Genomic DNA, 18,033 nt, shown 5'->3' with positions numbered 1-18,033 from the left:
TTGATCGATGATGCGCAAGGCCGGGCTGGTCCGTGCGGCGAAGGAAGTGACTGCATGACCGATGCCTTCCATCTGACGGTCCGCCGAGATGATGTGGCGCTCTCCGTCATCGATCGTGGTGGTGACGGGCCGCCCCTTCTTCTCCTGCACGGGCTCGCCGGCAGCTCACGGGAGCTCTTGCCCACCGCAGATGCGCTCACCGACTCCTTCCCCGTTTTTCTCCTGGACCAGCGAGGTCACGGTCTCAGCACTCGGCGACCGGCGGACCTGTCGCGCGAGGCCTTTGTCGACGACGTCGCACACGTCCTGGAGCAGCACGCGCCGGGGGAGCGGTGCGTTCTTGTCGGTCAGTCGACGGGGGCGCACACGGCCTTCCTCACCGCTGCGGCGCGCCCGGATCTCGTCGAGCGTCTCGTCATGCTCGAGGGGCACGTCGTCGGCAGTGACGACCCGGGTGAGGCCGTCGGGCTGGGCGAGTTCTTCGCGTCGTGGCCGCTGCCGTTCACCGACGTGGAGGAGGCACGCGCCTTCCTCGGATCGGAGGCGATCGGCGATGCGTGGGGCGCCGACCTCGAGGCGGTCCACGACGGGCTGCGACCGCGCTTCGACGCCGACGTCAGGCAGCGCACGATCGAGGCCGTGCACGAGCCGCGCTGGGACGAGTGGGAGGCGTTGAAGGTTCCGACGCTCGCGATCTTCGCGAAGGGCGGAACCTTCAGCGACGCCGACAAGGAGGAGCTGATCCGGCGACGCCCTTCGACGGAGCGGATCGATCTCGCAGCCGGCAGCCACGACGCGCACCTCGATGCCTTCGACGAGTGGATCCGTGCGCTGCGCGGATGGTTGCTTCCCCTCGGAGATCGCGCGGCAACCTGCTGACCGGACGATGGTCACTGGTCTGCGACGTGAGCGGTGATGTGCCGATCTCTTCCCCGCTCCTCCTCATCTGCCGGTGGTCCCGTCGATGAGCTCGCGGAGGATGTCTACGTGCCCGGCGTGGCGGCCGGTCTCTTCGATCATGTGCGTCAGCGCCCAGCGTGCGCTGCGGCCCGCACGATCACTACCAGCGTGGGGAACGGGCCCGGAGAGGTCGTCACAGGTGTCCAGCACCGCGTTGGCCTCCTCCGCCACGGAGCGGTAGCGGGCGACCACGTCGTCGAGCGTGTCCGTCTCGGCGCACCGGAACGTCGCCGGCCAGTCGGTGGTCCTGCGGCCGAGGAAGACGGACTCCTCGACGTGGGTGAGGTGGTTGATCAGCCCCAGGAGATTTGTCCCCGACACCACCTGGGCGGTTCTCACGTCCGGCTCGGGGGTGGTCTCCACCTTGGTCGCGATGGATTCGCGGAGGTAGTCGAGGAATCCACGGAGCACTTCGGCTTCGGTGTTTCCGGTTCTCGGCGGAGGAACATCACGACGTCGTGAGCGCCGTCGGGCTGTGGTCATGAGGCTCTCCTCGCGGGTCCGTTTCTTCCGGCGTCAGTGCTCGGCGCGCTGGATCATCAGGATGTGGTCGGTGACCTCGGCGGTGCGCCCGTCCGGGCCGGTCGCCGTGCGCTGCTGGGCGTCGGCTCTGAGGACCTGCCAGGTCGAGGGGTCGAGATCGATGTCGGCGCTGACCTCTCGCGGGCTCGGGTAGCGGACATCAGGGCCGCGATTCCACGACCACGGAGCGGTCGAGCCATGGTCGACGATCAGGAGACGTCCTCCTGGCCGCAGGGCGTGGGCCGCGCTCCTGAAGACCCCGGTGCGGTCCAGGGCGGACACGGCATGCAGGTAGTGGGCGTTGACGAGGTCGAACGTGCCGGCAGGCGACCACTGGTTGAGGTCCGTCCGGGTCGCGGTGATCCGATCCTCGAGGCCGGCCTCCTGGGCGCGTCGCGTCAACCCGTCCACCGATGTCGCGGAGAGGTCGAGCGCGGTCACCGTCCAGCCGCGCCGAGCGAGCCAGAGAGCATCGCCGCCGTTGCCGCACCCCAGGTCCAGGGCCTCGCCCGGGGCGAGCTCGGAGGTCAGCTCGACGAGACGAGTGTTCGGTGCGGGGCGCCTACCTGGCACCGGGCGGGCGGGTGTAGCGGTGGTCATGACTTCTCCTGTCGTCGCCGGGTCACCTGATCTACACTCGCACCACTGGTTGCAAGAACGCCAGCGATCTTGCAGAAGTGCAACGGCGGTGGTTGTGAGGAAGAGCTGTCAGGAAGAGGAGGGGCGCATGGACGACGACGACGACGTGCTCAGCGCGGTCGGCCCGAGGCTGCGGGGGTTCCGTCAGACGCTCGGGCTCAACCTGGCCGAGCTCGCCGAGCGCAGCGGGATCTCGGCCAGCACCATCTCCCGGCTGGAACGGGGTCTCGTGCGCCCCAGCCTGGAACAGCTCCTGCCTCTTGCGCGGGTCTATGGACTGCCCCTGGACGAGCTCGTCGCGGCTCCTCGGGTCGGCGACCCGAGAGTCCACCTCAAGCCCGTCCGCAGGCACGGCCTGACCTTCGTCCCCCTCGGCGTCCACGCAGGGGGGCTGCAGGGCTTCAAGGTGATCTACCCGCCGAGCGGCAAGGCAGGCCCCCTGAAATATCACACGCATCCCGGGCGTGAGTGGTTCTACGTTCTCGAGGGCGCGGTCGTCCTTGCGCTGTCCGATCAGCGCACCGTCCTCGAAGCCGGTGAAGCTGCCGAGTTCGACACGATGACCCCGCACTGGATCGCGAACGCTCGCGAGGATCGGCCCGCCGAGGTCATCGCCCTCTACGGCGTGCAGGGCGAACGCCTCCACGTCATCGACGTCTAGCAGGCCACGGCATCCGCGGAACGTGCAGGGCCGCGATGAGTCGGCACCCCAGCGCCGCAGTTCTCGATCGGTCGGCACAGGACACGTTCTGGGGCGTCAGGGTCGAGGTGGCGAAGCACCCGAACACGTCGCGGGAGACCCTTCTCCGCCTCCTGGAGCGTGACGTGCGCCGGCGCGGCGTCGTGCACGCAGAGACGCGACGACGACTCGAGGCAGACGGAATCTCGTTCGGCGAGGACGGCGTGCCGGCCGTCGAGTTCTGGGAGTTCGTCGCCAATCACGACCGTGCCGGAGGGTGCGGGCGGCGCGGACCCGGAGTATCGCGTCGAGTACTGCCTGGTCGACGGGCTCGACGGATACCGGGCTCTCGTGAGCACGTTCGTGCGCGGCGGCTGCGCGGCCCTCGAGCCGCACGGCCCCTGGATCTCGGACGTCGGGGAGCTCGAGGCCGCGCGTCGGCGTCGCGGCGCGGAGCTCGGGAACTGAGTGCCCGCGGGCGTCGCGCACCGGTCTTGCCCCCCGGCCACATCGTGAGAACACGTGATGCGCGTCACGGCACGTCGGCGGGTGTTTCGCGGCGGTTTCCCTGCGATTTCCCCCGTGCAGCGGCGTCGTACCGCCCAGTATCAACTCGGTAACGATCGCCCTCCGCAACCGGGCACATGGGAGAACTGGCGCAACTTGGTAGGTAGCGTTGCCCGAAACCGTGGTGGGCGTCACCCGACCGCGCGCACCGGCACACATCCGGGCAGCGCGACGGCGGGGCGGCCGAGGGCGACATGACGACCGAGGCCGTGCTCACCATCCCTTGGAGGAGGAACATTGAAGATCAGGCGCACGAGCGCTGCCATCGCGGTGGCAGCCACGGGAGCACTGCTGTTCTCAGCGTGCTCGAGCCCGGCAGGCAACGAGGACGACGCGGAGTCGACGGAGACCACCGCGGCCGCCGAGGTGGACCCGGACGACCCCTGCAAGCAGGACACCGGCGTCACGGAGACTGCTGACGGCAACGTCTCGTTCTCGGTCGGCGAGGACGAGTTCCTGGGCTACAACTCGTGGACCCCGGAGACGTACTCGACGTACAACTCCGTCGTCACCGAGCGGATCCAGGGCCAGTTCTTCTACTTCGGCGTCGACGGCACGATCTGCCACGACGAGGAGTTCGGCACGTTCGAGGTCACGAACGAGGACCCGCTGCAGGTCACGTACACCATCGCCGACGACGCGACGTGGTCCGACGGCACGCCGATCACCGTGGCCGACTTCGTCCTCGACTGGGCCGCGCAGGCGATCCCGACCGAGGCCGACCCCGAGGCCCCGCTGTTCAACCACGTCTCCGGCCTGACGTACGGCGAGTACGTGCCCGAGGGCCCGCAGGGCGACGCGGACGGCAAGGAGTTCGTGCTCGACTACCCGACCGTCTACGCCGACTGGGAGATCCTCGTCGCCGCTCCGCTCCCGGCGCACGTCGCCGCCGAGCAGACCGGCATGACGACGGAGGAGCTCGTCTCCGCCGTCCGTGACCGCGACTACGCGGCGCTCGCGCCCGTCGCCGAGTTCTGGAACACCGGCTGGCTCTCCGCCTCCGGCGAGCTGCCCGACCCGGCCCTCGTGCCGTCGTCCGGCCCGTACATGTTCAAGGAGAACGGCTGGACCGCCGGCCAGTCCCTGACGCTCACGGCGAACCCCGAGTACTGGGGCACGCCGCCCGCGACCGAGGAGCTGACGTTCCGCTTCACCGCCGCGGACACGCACGTCCAGGCGCTGCAGAACGGTGACCTCGACGTCATCGAGCCGCAGGCGACGGTCGACACGCTCGGCCAGCTCGAGGCGATCGGCGACTCCGTCACGGTCCTCACGGGCTCGTCGCTCACGTGGGAGCACCTCGACTTCAACTTCCGCGAGGGCAACGTCTTCGCCGACAGCCTGCCCCTGCGCGAGGCGTTCGCGCTCTGCGTGCCGCGCCAGCAGATCATCGACAACCTCATCGCGCCGATCAACCCGGACGCGACCGTCATGAACCTCCGCGAGGTCTTCCCGTTCCAGGAGAACTACGACGAGGTCGTCGAGGCGGCGTACGACGGTCGCTTCGACGAGGTCGACATCGACGGGGCGAAGGCCAAGATCGCGGAGGCCGGTGTCCAGGCGCCCGTCACGGTCCGTATCGGCTACTCGGCGCCGAACCCGCGCCGCGCCGACCAGGTCGCCCTCATCAAGGCCAGCTGCGACCAGGCCGGCTTCGAGGTCCAGGACGTCGGCGCTGCCGACTTCTTCGACAACACGCTCCCGAACGGTGACTACGAGGTCGCGCTCTTCGCGTGGGCCGGCTCGGGCCAGATCGCCTCGGGTCAGAACATCTACGCGACGGGGCAGCCGCAGAACTACGGCGAGTACAGCGACCCCGTCGTCGACGAGGCCTGGGACACGCTCGCGTCGTCGGTCGACCCCGAGGTTCACCTCGAGCAGACCAAGATCATCGAGAAGCAGCTCTGGGACACCCTGTTCGGCATCCCCGTGTTCGCCCACCCGGGCGTCGTGGCGTTCAACTCGAACCTGCAGAACGTCCGCGACACCGCGACGCAGAGCACGGTCGTGTGGAACGCGGAGCAGTGGGCCCGCGCCAGCTGAGCGTGACCCGCTCCCGGTAGCACACGCTCCGTGAGCTCGCTCCGACCGAGCACCCTGTGGGGCAGGAGGTCCTCCTCCTGCCCCACAGGGGTGCTCGGGCGGAGCGATGACGGAACACGTCCACCGGTGGCATACAGTGATCTGCTGTCCCACACGGAGCAGGCGCCCGACCGGCGCCAGGCTTGAAGGGTAAACCCGTGCTCAGATTCATCCTGCGGCGCATCGGGATCTCGTTCCTGGTGCTCCTCAGCGCGTCGTTCCTCCTGTACATCATGGTGATCAACTCGGGCGACCCCCTGAAGGATCTCCGCGAGTCGAACGCCGACAACGCTCAACAACAGATGGACGCTCGAAGCGCCTTCATGGGCCTCGACGACCCCGATCTCGTCCGCTACTGGAACTGGCTCACCGGGGTCAGCAAGTGCGTGACGCTCAACTGCGACTTCGGTCTCGACCGAACCGGCCGGGACGTCGGCGTCCTGCTCGGCCAGGCCGCGAGCTCGACGCTGCGCCTCGTGGTCCTCGCGACGATCCTCGCGATCATCGTCGGCGTCGCGCTCGGCATCCTCACGGCGATCCGCCAGTACTCCGGGTTCGACTACTCCGTGACGTTCGGCGCCTTCCTCTTCTTCTCGCTCCCCGTCTTCTGGGCGGCCGTGCTGCTCAAGGAGTACGGCGCGATCCGCTACAACGACTGGATCGCCGAAGGACTGGTCAGTCCACCCGTCATCCTCCTGATCGCGGCGCTGCTCGGCTTCGTCGCGCAGGCGGTCCTCGGCGGCGACGCGAGACGACGGTTGCTCACCGCCGGTGCGACGTTCGTCTTCGCGACCGTCGTGATGTTCGTCTTCAACGCGATCGACTGGTACCGCAACCCGTTCATGGGCCCGGTCGTCGTCACCCTCTTCGGTGCAGGCGCGGCCGTGCTCGTCACGTCGCTCGTGACGGGACTCGCCAACCGGCGCGTGCTCTACGCGACGCTCACGACCGTCGTCGTCGGGGTGGCCTCGTACTTCGCCTTCGCCGGGATCCTCGTCGAGCCGAGCGGCTGGCTGGTCCTCGTCGGGCTCTTCGTGCTCGCGATCGGTCTGTCGATGCTCGTCGGCTACCTGTGGGGCGGCTACTCCCGCCGCCAGGCGATGTTCGCGTCCACGATCACGGGCGTCATCATGAGCGTCCTCATCGTCGCGGACGTCGCGATGGCGCACTTCTCGAGCTTCCTCGGCCTCAAGTCCCGCCCGATCTCGACGATCGGTTCCGAGACGCCCAACTTCACCGGTGGGTTCTGGGAGTCGTTCCTCGACAAGGGCGCGCAGCTCCTGCTCCCCACGATCCTGCTCACCCTGATCTCGGTCGCGTCGTACAGCCGCTACACGCGCTCGTCGATGCTCGAGGTCATGGGCCAGGACTACGTGCGGACGGCCCGTTCCAAGGGCCTGTCCGAGCGTGCCGTGATCACGAAGCACGCGTTCCGCAACGCGCTCATCCCCATCACGACGATCGTCGCGTTCGACTTCGCCGGCCTCATCGGTGGCGCGGTCATCACCGAGACGGTGTTCGGGTGGAAGGGCATGGGCGAGCTGTTCAGGACGGGACTCGACAACGTCGACCCCAACCCGGTCATGGCGTTCTTCCTCCTGACCGCGATCGCGGCGATCTTCATGAACATGCTCGCGGACATCGCCTACGCGTACCTCGACCCGCGGATCCGGCGGTGAGCGGGATGACGACGGCACGAACCACGCATCGGCCGGCGACCATGGCCGGCACGCAGACACCGACGAGCGGGCGCACGACCTGCACGCCCCGCGCAGCGACACCCGGAGGCCGGGATGAGTAACGACGACCGCGCCCAGAGGGGCGACCAGTCCTTCGAGGTGATCCCCACGGTGCAGGGGATCGACGCCGAGGGGTCGAAGTCGACGGCGATCGCCGTCGGGTCGGACCCCCAGGACGACAAGTCCTACAGCCAGGGCCAGCTCGTGCGCCGCCGGTTCTTCCGGCACAAGGGCGCGATGGCGTCCCTCGTCGTGCTCGTGGTGATCGTCGTGGTCTCCTTCACGTCGATCGGCATCGGCCCGATCCCCGGCTGGTGGCAGTTCGACTACAGCTCGACCGGCACGCCGATCGACGGGGGGCGGCCGTCGTGGCTGCATCCGTTCGGTCAGGACCAGACCGGTCGTGACTACTTCGCGCTCGTCATGCGCGGCACGCAGCAGTCGCTGATCATCGCGCTCGGCGTCGGGATCATCTCCACGTTCCTCGGCACGCTCATCGGTGCTCTCGCCGGCTACTACCGCGGCTGGATCGAGGCGCTGCTCATGCGCCTCACCGACCTGTTCATCATCATCCCGCTCCTCGTCTTCGCTGCGGTGCTCGGCAAGATGGCGAGCACGTGGGGGATCTGGGGACTGGCGCTCGTGCTCGGTGCGGTGACCTGGACCGGGCTCGCACGGCTCGTGCGCGGCGAGGTGCTCTCGTTGCGCGAGCGCGAGTTCGTCACCGCGGCCCGCGCCATCGGCACGGGTCCCTCGCGGATCATCACCAAGCACATCCTCCCGAACGCGATCGGCGTCATCATCGTCTCGGCGACCCTGGCGATCGCCTCGGCGATCCTCCTCGAGACGTCGCTGTCCTACCTGGGCTTCGGCGTGCAGGCTCCCGACACGTCGCTCGGTCTGCTGATCAACGAGTTCGACACGGCCTTCACCACCCGTCCGTGGCTCTTCTGGTGGCCGGGCATCATGATCCTCGCGATCGCCCTCGCGGTGAACTTCCTCGGCGACGGCCTGCGCGACGCGTTCGACCCTCGCCAGAACAGGAGCAAGGCCTGATGACGACCATCGACATCTCCGCCGAGGAGACTGCGGGCTTCCGTCCGGACGCCGTGCTGTCCTTCGAGGACCTCGACGTCCGGTTCGGCACCGAGTTCGGCACGGTCCACGCGGTCAAGGGCATCACGCTCGACGTGCGGCCGGGGGAGGTCGTCGCCCTCGTGGGCGAGTCCGGCTCGGGCAAGTCCGTCACGTCCATGACGGCTCTCGGCCTGCTGCCCAAGAACGCCACGGTGGCTGGCACCATCCGTGTCGGGGACAAGGTCGTGAACGACCTCGACCTGCGCGGCCTGCGGCGCATGCGCGGCAACGACGTGGCCATGGTGTTCCAGGAGCCCATGACGGCGCTCAACCCGGTGCTCACGATCGGCGACCAGCTCGCGGAGGCCCTCCAGCTCCACGGGATCGCGTTCGGCAAGCAGGCCGACGCCCGCGCGGCCGAGCTGCTGCGCATGGTCGGCATCCCCGAGCCCGAGCGCCGGCTCAAGCAGTACCCGCACGAGCTCTCGGGCGGTCAGCGCCAGCGCGTGGTCATCGCCCTCGCGATCAGCTGCGACCCGAAGGTGATCATCGCGGACGAGCCGACCACGGCGCTCGACGTCACGGTCCAGGCCGAGATCCTCGACCTGCTGCGCTCGCTCAAGGACAAGCTCAACACGGGAATCCTCCTCATCACGCACAACATGGGCGTCGTGGCCGACATGGCCGACCGCGTCGCCGTGATGCTCAAGGGTGACCTCGTGGAGATGGGCACCGCGGAGCAGGTGCTCAACCACCCGCAGCACGAGTACACGAAGCGGCTGCTGGGCTCCGTCCCGCACCTGGGCTCGGGGCCGGGGCAGTTCGGCACCGCGACCGAGGACGTCATCGACCACGTCACGGACGCGTCCGAGGCCCCCGCGCTGGACCTGCGCAACCTCGTCATCGAGTACCAGCGCCTCGGCAAGCCGCCGTTCCGCGCCGTCGACGACGTGTCGTTCCAGGTGCGCCAGGGCGAGATCGTCGGTCTGGTCGGTGAGTCCGGCTCGGGCAAGTCGACCATCGGGCGGTGCGCGCTCGGTCTCATCCCGGCGGCGAGCGGGTCGGTGTCGATCTTCGGCGACGACTTCGGTCGCATGAGCAAGGCGCAGCTCAAGGCCATGCGCAAGCGGATCGGCGTGGTGTTCCAGGACCCGGCCGCGTCGCTCAACCCGCGCATGCCGGTCGGCGACTGCATCGCGGAGCCGCTCGTCGTCCACCAGGTCGGCGACGCGAAGGCGCAGCAGGCGCGCGTCTACGAGCTGCTCGACGCCGTCGAGCTGCCCCGCAGCGCGTTCAACCGCTACCCGCACGAGCTGTCGGGCGGACAGCGACAGCGCGTGAGCATCGCCCGCGCGCTGACGCTCGACCCCGAGCTGCTCGTCGCGGACGAGCCGACGTCGGCGCTCGACGTGTCCGTGCAGGCGAGCGTCCTGCAGATGTTCACCACCCTGCAGGAGCGCTACCAGTTCGCGTGCCTGTTCGTGAGCCACGACCTCGCGGTGATCGACCTGCTCGCGCACCGCGTCGTGGTGCTGCAGGACGGCAGGATCGTCGAGCAGGGGCTGCGCGCCGACGTGCTGCACGACCCGCGCGAGGAGTACACCAAGCGGCTTCTCGCGGCCGCACCGGTGCCCGAGCCGGGCGAGCAGCGGCGTCGTCGTGAGGCGCGCCACGCGCTCCTCGTGTCGCTCGGAGAGCGGGCGACGGAGCTGCAGGACCCGGTGACCCCGTTCGAGCCGCTGACGCCCACGGCGAACCCCGAGGGCAACGCGTCCCTCCGCGGCGGCGGCATGGGCGGCTTCCCCGGCTGACGAACGACCCGGGCCGGCGCATCGCGTGCGCCGGCCCGGCCCGCCGCACGACGCCACCCGAGGAGGGGTGCCGCAGGTGAGAGTACGAGCGCTCGCGCGCCGACGCTCCCGCGCGCAGACGGGCCTGCTCACGACGATCCTGTTGCTCGCGGCGATCATCGTCGCGACCGTCGGGACGACGGTCGGCTACGTCCAGGCGTCGGCCACGGCGGGCGCACGGGATGCGCTCGCCGGCGCCACGCCGACGGCCCGCGCCGTCCAGGTCCAGACCCGGGTGGCGGCCGACGAGCAGGCGCAGGACGCCCGGGTCCGCGACGTGGTCGCGCAGGACCTCCGCGGGGTCCCCGTCGAGGTCGACCGGACCGTGCGCACGGAGCCACTGCCGCTCGCCGTGCCGTCGCCGGACGGTGCGACTGCCGCGGTCGAGGAGCCCGTGCGGACCGTCCTCGAGGTCGACCCCGTGCTCCCCGATGTCGCGGAGCTCGACGGTGCCTGGCCGACCGCGCCGGACGAGACCGCGATGCACGCCGACGCCGCGGCCGCCCTCGGCGTCGTCACCGGCGACGTCGTCGTCGTGGACCGCTCCGAGACGGACCCGGGTGCAGACCCCGGCACGGAGCTGACCGTCGTCGGCACGTGGCGTCCCGCGGACGCGGGCGACCCCCGCTGGTTCGACGACCCCCTCTCCGTCGCGGGCGCGGACGGCTCCGTGCTCGGACCGCTCGTCGTGACGCCGGAGGCGCTCGACGCGCTCGACACGACCCCCTTCGTCCGCTGGACCGTCGTGCCGGACGCCACCCGCGTCGAGCCCGCGGACCTCGCGGAGATCGCCACGGGGGCGACCGCGCTGCGCGGAGGCCTGCGCGACGACGACGCCGTCGCCGTGCGCGGCCTGACGGTCGCGGGGGAGCTCGGGGCGACCGCCGCGGAGGCGCAGGGCGCGCTGCGTGCGGCGAGCGCCGTCACCCTCGTGCCGGTCCTCCTCCTGCTGGTGGTGAGCGTCGTCGCCCTCGTCCAGGTCGCCCGGCTGCTCGCGCAGACCCGAGCCGGCGAGACCGGGCTGCTCGTCGCGCGCGGCGCGTCCACGCGGCAGCTCACGGTCGTGGCCGCGGTGGAGGCGGCGGTCGTCGTCGGCCTCGGCGGGCTCCTGGGCGGGGGAGCGGCCCAGCTCGTCCTCACCGCGAGCGTGGCCGCAGGGCGGGGGACCGCCGGCCCGTGGGCCGTGGCGGCTGCGGGCGCGGTGGTGGGGACCGCGCTCGTGACGGGCGTCGCGTGGTGGCACGCGCGTGCCGTCGCACGGCTGCGCCAGGTCGACCGTTCGGGCCGCGTGCGCGTCGCGGCGGCCGCCGGCACGCTCGTGCTCTCGCTCGCCGTCGCCGGGCTCTGCCTGTGGCAGCTCCTGCGCTACGGCTCGCCACTCGTCGTGACGGGTGCGTCGACCCAGGTGGACCTCCTCGCGGTCCTCGCCCCCGCCGCCGTGCTCGTCGCGCTCGCGATCGTGGCCACCGGTGTGCTCGGCCCGGTCGGGTCGCTGGCCGAGCGTCTCGCCGCCCGGGGCGACGGGCTCACCGTGCCCCTCGCGGCACGTCAGCTCGCGCGCCGGCTCGTCGTCGTCGCGGTCCCGGTCGTCCTCGTCGTCCTCGCCGCCGGGTCGGGGACCCTCGCGGGCGCGTACGCGGGCACGACCGGGTCCCTGCGCACCTCCGTGGCGGAGCTGCGCACCGGGGCCGACGTGCGCGTGGTCACCGAGGGCGCCGTGACGGTCGCCGGGACGAGCAACCCGCCGCTGGTCGCGGACTATGCGGCCCTCGACGGCGCCTCGGGCGCGTCGAGCGTCCTCGACCTGCCCGGCGTGCTGGGGGAGGACCCGCTCGCGCTCCTCGCGCTCGACGCGGACGCGGCGGGGGACGTGGTCACGTCCGTCGACCCCGCGGCGCTCACCGCGGGTCTGCGCGACCCGTCCGCCGACCTCGGCGTCGCGCTCCCGGACGGGACGGAACGCCTCGCGCTCGACGTCACGGCATCGGTCGCGCCCACCGTCGAGATCACCCCCGACCAGCCCTACTACTGGTACGACGTCCACCAGGCCCGGGGGCTGCGCGCCGTGGCCTGGGTGGTCGACGGGTCCGGCGCGCTCAACCAGGTGCCGCTCGGCGAGCTGAGCGTCACCTACGCGCCCGACGTCGCGGCCGACGTGACGTCGACGCCCGCGGCGCACACCCTCACGGGGGACCTGCCGGGCCCCGGGACCTGGCGCCTCGCGGCGGTCGACCTCGTCCTCGGGACGCCGGGCATGGCCGGCGAGGCCTCGGTCACGCTCGACGCCGCGCGCGCCCTCACGCCCGCGGGCGAGCAGGACGTCGCGCTCGACGGCGGCTGGGCACCGGTGACCTCGCTCGTGCGCGACGGGCTCGCGGAGATCGAGCCGGCGCAGCCCGCGGGCTTCTCGGCCGCCCTCACGACGAACGGGCTCCCGCTCACGCTGCGGCTCCTGCCCGGCGGCGACGACGCCCCGGTCCCCGTCCCCGTGACCGTGCCCGCGCCGCTCGCGGGACGGTACGGGCTGGCGCCCGGAGACGAGTCCGTCCTGACGGTGTCCGGCGTCGACGTCCCGGTGCGCGTCGCGCACGTCGTCGACGTGATCCCCGGCGCGGTGGAGCGGACCGCCGTCGTCGCCGACCAGGGTGGGCTCCTGCAGCACCTCCTGCGCGTGCTGCAGGCGGTGCCCCGCGCGGACGAGGTGTGGCTCGGCGCGTCCGGCGACGCGGCGGAGCGCGACGACCTGGCCGCGGCGGCCCTGGCGCTCGCGCGCGACGACGGCGGGGCGGACGCGACCGTCGCCGTGGCCGGCGCCGACGCGGGGCCGGACGTGTCGGCGCCCGTGCGCGTCGCCTTCTGGCTCGCGGCCGCCGGTGCCGTGGTGCTCGCCCTGGCCGGGGTGCTGGCGGTCGCGCTGGCGCTCCTGAGGTCGCGCCGCGCGGAGGTCATGGTCCTGCGGGCGCTCGGCATGCCGTCCGGCGCGCAGTCCCGGGGACGCGCCCTCGAGCTGGTCGCCGTCACGGGGACGTCCGTGGTCCTGGGCGTGCTTGCCGGACGGCTCGTCGCGACCCTCACCGTCGCGCCGCTCGCGCGCGCCACGCTCGGCGACGCGGCGGACGTCCTGCCCGTCCCGCTCGAGGCGTCCCTCGCGCCCACGGCCCTGCTCGTGGGCGTGCTGGTCGTCGGGCTCGCCGGGGTCGCCGCCGTCGTCGCGGGGCGCGTGCGCGCCCAGGCGCTCGACGCCGAGTACCGGGAGGAGATCCGATGAGGCTCGCGCGCCTGACGTGGCGCCAGTTCGCGGCCCACCGTGCCGTCTCGGTCGCCCTCGCCGTCGTGGTGCTGCTCGTCGCGTTCGTCGTCACGGCGTGGCCGCGCGCGGTGGCCGCGACGAACACCGCGCAGGTCGAGCACGTCCTCTCGACGTCCACGCCGTTGCAGCGCGACGTCATCACCGTGAGCCAGTCGCGGCCGGACCTCGGCCCGGCCGACCCACCCGGGAGCACCGGGCTCGACGCGGAGGTGGAGCAGGTCTGGGGCGCGTTCACCCAGGGGCTCACGACGCTGCGCGACGACCAGCCCGAGCCGCTGCGCACGGCGCTGGGCGACCCCGCCTTCACCATCGAGGACGAGGCGCGCGACCTCCCGGAGATCCCGGGCAACGACGTGCGCTTCCCGTCGGGAGCGCTGAAGATCGACCCGCACCTCCCCGACCACGTGACGCTCGTGGAGGGGGAGTGGCCGGGGCCGGTCGAGGCGCCCGCGCCCGCACGACCGGAGGACGGCACGGCCGTCGTCGACGCGGACGGGACCGTGAGCGTCATCGGCCCGCAGGTGCTCGACGTCGTCGTGTCGGCCGAGGCTGCCGACGTGCTGGGCTGGTCGGTCGGCGACGCGCACGCGCTCGACGCGCTGACGTCCGTCCGGCTGACGGGGACGTTCGAGGCCGTCGACCCGACCGACGACTACTGGCAGCACAACCCGTACTCCGCGGCCCCGCAGGTCGTGGACGACCTCAACCTGGGCCGGTCGGCGAGGACCGCGCTCTACCTCGACGCGGCGACCGCCGACAAGGCGTTCCTGCTCGACCCGACGACGCGCATCTGGTACCCCGTCACGGGCGCGGGGGTGGCGGCCGACGACGTCGCGCCGCTGCTCGCGCAGCTGCGCGGCTTCACCGCGACGCCGCACCCCGTGGTCGAGGGCGGGACCTTCGTGCTCACGCCGTCGAGCGAGATGACGAGCGTCCTGTCGTCGGTGCTCGCCCAGCAGCGGGCGTCGTCCGCGATCCTCGCGGTCGTCGTGGTGGGACCACTGGGCGTCACCCTCGCCGTCCTGCTGCTCGGCGCACGGCTCGTGGTGTCGCGACGGCGCACGTCGCTCGCGCTGCTGCGCGCGCGTGGTGCGTCGGGCGTCCAGCTGCGCGGGCTGATGGGTGCGGAGGGGCTGGCCCTCGGGCTCCCGGCGGCGGCCCTGGGCGCCGTCGCCGCCGTCCTCGCCGTCCCCGCCGCCGTGGGCGGAGGGTCGGTGGGCGCGGGCGCGTTCGTCCCCGCCCTCCTGGCCGCGCTCGCCCCCGCGCTGCTCTTCGCGCTCACCACGTCGCCCGCCGGGCTGCGCGACACCCGGGCCGACCTCGGGACGACGCGCAGCCGGTGGCGCGGGCTCGTCGAGCTGCTCGTCGTGGTGGCGGCGGCCGTGTCCGTCGTGCTGCTGCTGCAGCGCGGCGTGATCGTCGGCCCGGCCGCCGACCCGTCCGGCACGACCATCGGCACGACCACAGGCACGGCCGCCGGAGCGGTCCCGACGGCGGGCGCGGCGGTCGACCCGCTGCTCGCCGCGGCGCCGCTCCTCCTCGCCCTGGCGACGTGCGTCGTCGTGCTGCGCGTCTACCCGCTGCCCGTCCGTGCGCTCGAGCGCGTGTTCCGCTCGCGCCGCGACCTCGTGCCGTTCCTGGGGGCGGCGCGGGCGGTGCGCGACCCGGCAGGGGGCGTCGTGCCCGCGCTCGCGCTCGTCGTCGGGGTGGCCGTCGCGCTCTTCTCCGGGGTGCTCTACTCCACGGTCCGGTCGGGCGTCGAGACGCTCGCCTGGGGCACGGTGGGCGCCGACCTGCGGGTCAGCGGACCGATCATGGACGACGAGGTCGTCGAGGAGCTGCGGGCCGTCGACGGGGTCGCGGAGGTCGCGACCGTCACCGACGCGGGCGAGCTGCCGCTGCGGGCCGGGGTCTCCGGGGAGCGCGTCACCGTGCTCGCCGTCGACGCGGACGAGCTCGCCGCCGTCCAGGCGGACGTCCCCGGTGCTCTCGAGCTGCCCGAGGGCCTGGGGGCGTCGGGGGACGTCCTGCCCGTCGTGGTGTCGGAGGCCCTCGCGGTCCCGGCCGGTGCGCAGGACGTGACGCTCGTGGCGAGCACGCCGGCCGAGGTCGACGTCCTCGCCACGAGCGGTCCGGTGCCCGGGCTCTCGGCACCGCGCGCCTTCGTCGTCGTGGACCGCGACCGGGCCGCGGAGGCTCTCGACGTCACGTTCCGTCCGCGCGTCGCGCTCCTCGCGCTCGCCGACGGGGCGGACGTCGCCACGGTGCGCGCGGCCGTCGCCGACGTCCTGCCGCAGTCCGCGATCACGAGCCCTCACGAGATCTCCGAGCAGGCGCTCGGCTCGCCCGCCGCCGAGGGCATGAACCGCGCCTTCGTGGTGGCGATCGTCCTGTCCGGGCTGCTGTGCGCCGCCGCGGTCGTCATGACGCTGATGATCGGGGCGCCCGCGCGCGACCGGCTCGTCGCCGTCCTGCGCACGCTCGGGCTCGAGCGGCGCGGGACCCGCGGGCTCGTGGCCTGGGAGATCGGGCCGTGGGCGCTGGCAGCCCTCGTCGTCGGAGCCCTGCTCGGGCTCGCCGTGCCGGCGCTCGTGCTCGCGGCGGTGGACCTGACGCCGTTCACAGGAGGCGAGGCCCAGCCGTCGCTCGCCGTCGACCCGGCGCTGCTCGGGCTGGTCGTGGGAGGGTTCGTCGTCGTGGTGGTCGCGGCCGTCGCGGCATCCACCGCCCTGAGCCGGCGGACCAACCTCGCAGCAGAGCTGCGCATCGGTGAGGAGAGGTGACATGACGACCAGGACCGGACTCGAGGCCGCGGAGCTCGCGGCGAGGAGCGCCACGGGACCCGACGAGCGCTCGTCGGCCCGCGTGCCAGGAGCCGTGGCGGAGCCGGACATCCTGTGCCAGGACCTCGTGCGGATCTTCTCCGCCGACGGCGTCGAGGTGCAGGCGCTGCAGGGGCTGAACCTGCGGGTGGACCCTGGCGAGCTCGTCGCGATCGTCGGGGCGTCGGGATCGGGCAAGTCGACGCTCCTGACGATCCTGTCCGGGCTCGACCGCCCCACCGGCGGCTCGGCCGTCGTGGCCGGCACCGACCTCCTGACCATGGGACGCCGCGAGCGGGTGCGCTACCAGCGGCACTCCGTCGGCTTCGTCTGGCAGCAGACGAGCCGCAACCTCCTGCCGTACCTCAGCGCGGCGGAGAACGTCGCCGTCCCGCTGGCGCTCGCGGGAGACCTCGGGGCACGGGAACGGCGCGCGCGGGTCGACGCGCTCCTCGAGCTCCTCGAGGTGGGGCACGTGCGCGACCGTCGGCCCGACCAGATGTCGGGCGGCGAGCAGCAGCGCACGGCGCTCGCCGTCGCCGTCGCGAACGCGCCGCGCGTCCTCCTCGCCGACGAGCCGACGGGCGAGCTGGACGAGGCGACCTCCGTCGAGGTGCTCGAGGCGATGCGCGGCGTCAACGCCGAGCTGGGCGTCACGACCCTCATCGTCACGCACGACCCGACGGTGTCCGACCACGTGCTGCGCACCGTGCAGATCCGCGACGGGCGCACGTCGACCGAGGTGCTGCGCCGCACCGAAGTCGACGAGCACGGGTCCGAGCGGCACGTCGCGGAGGAGTTCGCGGTGCTCGACCGCGTGGGCCGGCTCCAGCTCCCGCCGGACTTCGTCGCGAGCCTCGACCTGCGCGACCGCGTGCGGCTCGCGCTCGAGACGGACCACGTCGGGGTGTGGCCGGACGGCCGCCGGCCGGCGACGGGTGGCGGCGGTGCGACGAGCGATGCCGGGACGAGCGGCGACGGCGGGGCGGCCTCGCCGCGCGAGGAGGACGAGCGATGAGCGAGACGCAGGGCGCGACGCCGACGGGGGTCGTCGAGGAGCGGGACGTCGCGCTGCGCGCCGAGGGCGTCGGCCGGGTGTTCGGGCACGGCGCGACCGCGGTCCACGCCCTGACCGACGTCGGTCTCGCCGTGCACCCGGGGGAGCTGCTCGTCGTGCGCGGGCCGTCGGGCTCCGGCAAGACGACGCTCCTCAACATCCTCGGGGGTCTCGACCGCCCGACGACGGGGAGCGTGCACCTCGCGGGGGACCGCGAGCTGTCGGCGATGCCCGAGCGGGACGTGCTCGAGGTCCGGCGCCGCGAGATCGGCTACGTGTTCCAGTCGTTCGGGCTCGTGCCGGTGCTGTCGGCGGCGGAGAACGTCGAGGTCCCGCTGCGGCTGCAGGGCGTGGACGCCCGCGAGCGTTCCGAGCGGGTCGCGCGGGCGCTCGCGCTGGTCGGCCTGGAGGGCCACGCGGCCCAGCGTCCGTACGAGCTCTCGGGGGGCCAGCAGCAGCGGGTCGGGATCGCCCGGGCGCTCGTCGCCGAGCCGCGGATCCTCGTGGCGGACGAGCCCACGGGTCAGCTCGACTCCGGGACCGCCGCGACCGTGATGGACCTGCTGCGCGACGTCGTGCACGAGCGCGGTGTCGCCGCGGTGGTGTCGACGCACGACCCGATCCTCATGCAGCGCGCGGACCGCGTCGTGGAGCTCCACGACGGGCACGTCGTGGAGCGCACCGCCTGACCTTCCGGTTGCCGTGCCGCCCCGGCACGGCAAGCCTGGA

At 72.6% G+C, this 18,033-nt stretch carries 13 protein-coding genes and 1 pseudogene; 12 read left to right on the top strand and 2 right to left on the bottom strand.

Features of this window, described 5'->3' with window-relative positions:
* Complete coding sequence (locus tag AC4H2G_RS14270) at positions 1-879, top strand: alpha/beta fold hydrolase (protein WP_494366381.1); 879 nt, start codon at positions 1-3, stop codon at positions 877-879.
* Positions 880-942: 63 nt separating this feature from the next.
* On the opposite strand, the gene AC4H2G_RS14265 is transcribed toward AC4H2G_RS14270, so the two are convergent.
* The gene (locus AC4H2G_RS14265; protein ID WP_494366380.1) at positions 943-1,443 is read right to left on the bottom strand and encodes a DinB family protein; all 501 of its coding nucleotides are present in this window, start codon (positions 1,441-1,443) and stop codon (positions 943-945) included.
* A 33-nt stretch (positions 1,444-1,476) separates the two neighbouring features.
* Positions 1,477-2,082 carry an SAM-dependent methyltransferase gene (locus AC4H2G_RS14260; protein ID WP_494366379.1) on the bottom strand — a complete coding sequence of 202 codons (606 nt, stop codon included), beginning with the start codon at positions 2,080-2,082 and terminating at the stop codon, positions 1,477-1,479.
* A 127-nt stretch (positions 2,083-2,209) separates the two neighbouring features.
* Here AC4H2G_RS14260 and AC4H2G_RS14255 point away from each other — a divergent pair, with 127 nt between their 5' ends.
* The 11 genes and pseudogenes from AC4H2G_RS14255 (at position 2,210) to AC4H2G_RS14205 (ending at position 17,993) form a co-directional block, all read left to right on the top strand.
* The gene (locus tag AC4H2G_RS14255) at positions 2,210-2,782 is read left to right on the top strand and encodes a helix-turn-helix domain-containing protein (RefSeq protein WP_494366378.1); all 573 of its coding nucleotides are present in this window, start codon (positions 2,210-2,212) and stop codon (positions 2,780-2,782) included.
* Between the two features lie 35 nt (positions 2,783-2,817).
* Positions 2,818-2,934: pseudogene (locus AC4H2G_RS14250) on the top strand (hypothetical protein); the annotation flags it as partial.
* Positions 2,935-2,941: 7 nt separating this feature from the next.
* Positions 2,942-3,268: a DUF6357 family protein gene (locus tag AC4H2G_RS14245; RefSeq protein WP_494366377.1), complete on the top strand. Its 327-nt coding sequence runs from the start codon at positions 2,942-2,944 to the stop codon at positions 3,266-3,268.
* 336 nt (positions 3,269-3,604) lie between these two features.
* The gene (locus AC4H2G_RS14240) at positions 3,605-5,410 is read left to right on the top strand and encodes an ABC transporter family substrate-binding protein (RefSeq protein ID WP_494366376.1); all 1,806 of its coding nucleotides are present in this window, start codon (positions 3,605-3,607) and stop codon (positions 5,408-5,410) included.
* Positions 5,411-5,607: 197 nt separating this feature from the next.
* Positions 5,608-7,128: an ABC transporter permease gene (locus AC4H2G_RS14235; protein ID WP_494366375.1), complete on the top strand. Its 1,521-nt coding sequence runs from the start codon at positions 5,608-5,610 to the stop codon at positions 7,126-7,128.
* A gap of 114 nt (positions 7,129-7,242) precedes the next feature.
* On the top strand, positions 7,243-8,244 hold the full coding sequence (locus AC4H2G_RS14230; protein WP_494366374.1) for an ABC transporter permease: 1,002 nt from the start codon (positions 7,243-7,245) through the stop codon (positions 8,242-8,244).
* Complete coding sequence (locus tag AC4H2G_RS14225) at positions 8,244-10,076, top strand: ABC transporter ATP-binding protein (RefSeq protein ID WP_494366373.1); 1,833 nt, start codon at positions 8,244-8,246, stop codon at positions 10,074-10,076. The genes AC4H2G_RS14230 and AC4H2G_RS14225 overlap by 1 nt, the downstream gene beginning before the upstream one ends.
* A gap of 76 nt (positions 10,077-10,152) precedes the next feature.
* Positions 10,153-13,383: a hypothetical protein gene (locus AC4H2G_RS14220; RefSeq protein WP_494366372.1), complete on the top strand. Its 3,231-nt coding sequence runs from the start codon at positions 10,153-10,155 to the stop codon at positions 13,381-13,383.
* Positions 13,380-16,208 carry an FtsX-like permease family protein gene (locus AC4H2G_RS14215; RefSeq protein WP_494366371.1) on the top strand — a complete coding sequence of 943 codons (2,829 nt, stop codon included), beginning with the start codon at positions 13,380-13,382 and terminating at the stop codon, positions 16,206-16,208. Before AC4H2G_RS14220 ends, AC4H2G_RS14215 begins: the two co-directional genes overlap by 4 nt.
* A gap of 1 nt (position 16,209) precedes the next feature.
* Positions 16,210-17,265, top strand: a complete 1,056-nt coding sequence (locus AC4H2G_RS14210) for an ABC transporter ATP-binding protein (RefSeq protein ID WP_494366370.1) — start codon at positions 16,210-16,212, stop codon at positions 17,263-17,265.
* The gene (locus AC4H2G_RS14205) at positions 17,262-17,993 is read left to right on the top strand and encodes an ABC transporter ATP-binding protein (RefSeq protein ID WP_494366369.1); all 732 of its coding nucleotides are present in this window, start codon (positions 17,262-17,264) and stop codon (positions 17,991-17,993) included. The genes AC4H2G_RS14210 and AC4H2G_RS14205 overlap by 4 nt, the downstream gene beginning before the upstream one ends.
* The last annotated feature ends 40 nt before the right edge of the window (positions 17,994-18,033 follow it).

This window comes from Cellulosimicrobium sp. BMG9.23 (genome assembly GCF_059159985.1).
Note: the sequence above shows the minus strand (reverse complement) of the source record. Positions and strands in the feature narration are given on the sequence as shown.